Source organism: Acidovorax sp. KNOB132, from assembly GCF_057541515.1.
In genome coordinates, this window is record NZ_BAAJYT010000374.1 from 1 (window position 1) to 2,691 (window position 2,691).

Genomic DNA, 2,691 nt, shown 5'->3' on the forward strand with positions numbered 1-2,691 from the left:
TGACGCAGCAGAACGCCGCGCTGGTGGAGGAATCCGCCGCGGCCGCCGACAGCCTGAACCACCAGGCCACCCGCCTGGTGGAGATCGTCAGCGTCTTCCGGCTCGAAGAATCGGCCTCCAGCGCCGTCATCCGCCGCGCGCAGGCGCAAAGCCGGACGGCGCCGGTGCCGACGCCCTCGCTGGCTTCGGCGCCTGCCCCGGCCACCAAGGCCCCGCGCGCCATGCCCGCCCCTGCGCGGAAACTGCAGGCCTCGCCCGCCAAGGCCCCGTTGGCAGCCGCGCCCGCCAAAGCCGCCAAGCAGCCAGCGATGGCGGGCACGGGCGCGGACGACTGGGAAACCTTCTGAAGCCACCGCCCCCTGCGCCACCGGACGCCGCCCCACGCCCACTGGCCGTGGGGCGTTTTTTTTCTGGGGCGTCCCGCGCGGCGCCTAGAACCGCCAGCCGAGCGAGGCCGATACGCTGCGGCCATCCCCCGGCGAGTAGCCCGACGAGCCGCTGTCGTACCACGCATAGACGTAGCGGCGGTGGGTGGCGTTCTTCACCTGCACCGACACGTCCATTTCGGGCGTGAGGCGCCAGGTGGCGCCGAGGTTCAGCAGCGCGTAGCGGCCGGCGCGGCCCTGCGTGTTGGTGCGGTCCAGAAAGTAGTCGCCCTGCGCGCTGGCCGAGGCGCTCAGCTCCCATTGCTCGCTGGCGCGGTAGGTGATGCCGGCGGTCGCCAGGTGGTGCGGCACGTTCTCGACCTCGCGGCCTGCCGTGGCGGGCGCGCTCGGGTCGGGCGTGGTGATGCGTGCCACCTGGCGCGAATAGGCCAGCCAGCCGGTCCAGCGGGCGTGCAGTTGCGCGTTGAGCTGCAGGTCGTAGCCCTTGCGCAGCGTGCGGCCCACGTTGCCGAGGCCACCAGGATCGGGCAGGCCGTCCACCCCCAGCACGCGCGCCACCTCGCCCGAGGCGCGCTGGCGCCACAGTGCCGCGCGCGCCTCCAGCCAGGGCAGCGGGCGGAACTTGGCACCCACCTCCCAGCCGTCGTTGATCGAGGGATCGAGGTTGCGCGACTGCGTGCGGTAGGCATCGATGCCCGTGCCGATCTGGAAGGTGCGACCCCAGTTGCCGTACAGGCTGGTGTCGGGCGAGAGCGCGTAGGCCACGCTGAGCTTGGGCTGGCGGATGGTGCCGTAGTCGTGCACGGGCGCGCTGGTGCGCGCAAGCCCGTCGGAAAAATGCCCGCCGATGCGGTCGACCCGCAGCGCGGGCACGATCTTCAGCGCCGCCACGGGCCGCACCACCGCCTGCAGGTACGCGCCGCGCGTGTCCAGGTCGAAGTTCCAGTCGCGAAACGTCGCAGTCCGTACGCGCTCGATGGTGCGGTAGCGCTGCGCGGCGTTGCTCTGCCACTGGGCATCGACTCCGCCTTCGAGCGTGAACTCGTGCGCCCAGTCCACCCGCGGGCGCCAGGTGAGCGACGTCAGGGCGCCCCGGTGCGTCTCGTCGTTGTCGCGCTCCTGCTGCACGGCGGCCTGCGAAAAGCGCACCCAGCGCTGGTTCTCGTAATGATTGCCATAGGCCTTGGCGGACCAGGAGAGGCGGTCGGCCAGCTCGCCGTCGATGTGCAGGGCGAGCTGACCGGTCTCGCGCTCGCTGCGGTCGGCGCTGGCGTAGGCGGGGGACGAGCGCGGCGCGGCCTCGGCCTGCTCGCGCGTGAGATAGCCCGATTCGAGCGCGCGGTTGCGGTAGTAGCGGGCGGTCAGGCCCGTGCGCCAGCGCCCGTCGTCGCTGGTGTAGAACCACTTGCCCGACAGCGCACGCTGCGTGCCGTTGGCGTGCGCCCGGTAGCCATCCGACTCGCGCCAGGCCAGCGTGTAGTTCTGGCTCCAGTTGCCGCTCTCGATGCCCTTGGCCACCTGCACCTCGCGCGTGCCGAAGCTGCCGACCGTGGCGATGGCGCGGCCCTCGTTGCCGCCCGTGCGCGTGACCACGTTGGCATTGCCCGCGATGTTGTTCAGCCCGTAGCGCGGGTCGTTGGTGCCGCGCACCACCTCGATGGCCTCGATGTCGATGGGGAAGACCGCATCGAGGTAGGGCATACCGCCCGCGTTGTCGTTGGAAGGAATGCCGTCGATCAGCAGCTTGACGGCATTCACGCGGCCCTCGCCGTTGAAGCCGCGCATCGAAAAGCGCCCGGCATCGGTGCCCTGGCGGAACGGCGTGACCTGCACGCCCGGCGCGCGCGCGAACAACTCCCAGGCGTGGTCCACATGCTGGTCCTGCAGCACGCTGGCGCCCAGGATGTCGACCGAGCTGAACACGTTGCGCACGGGCAGCGGGCCCGCGCTGGCGGCCTGCACCTGCACGGTACCGAGCGTGAGGGCGGCATCGGCCGTGGGTTCTGCCGAGCGCCGGGCGCGGGTTGCGCATGGGCCGCGAGGGCCGTGGCGGCGGCCAGCGCAAGGGTGTGGCGCGCAGCGCCCGAGGAAAAGGAAAGTCGTTTCATGGCCATCGTCCGTGGGCCCTCTCCCGCATCGGCCGGTGCGTGGCGATGCAGGGCGAGGGCGAAGAAAACCGAAGGGCTGCGCCCAGGCGCTCGCCCACGCGCCGCACCCCGGGCCCGGCCCGGGGTGCGGCGCACGATTCAAGGCATCACGAAACGACCGGTGGCCCGCGTGCGGGCAGCGGCGCGCCCACCAGGGC

The 2,691-nt window shown here is 72.0% G+C and carries 1 protein-coding gene and 1 pseudogene; one reads left to right on the forward strand and one right to left on the reverse strand.

Annotated elements, in window-relative coordinates:
* Positions 1-347 (forward strand): annotated as a pseudogene (locus AC27IO_RS22600) (methyl-accepting chemotaxis protein); the annotation flags it as partial.
* Positions 348-431: 84 nt separating this feature from the next.
* Here the strand turns inward: AC27IO_RS22600 and AC27IO_RS22605 are convergent.
* Positions 432-2,354: a TonB-dependent receptor gene (locus AC27IO_RS22605; protein ID WP_498740881.1), complete on the reverse strand. Its 1,923-nt coding sequence runs from the start codon at positions 2,352-2,354 to the stop codon at positions 432-434.
* Positions 2,355-2,691: the final 337 nt, after the last annotated feature.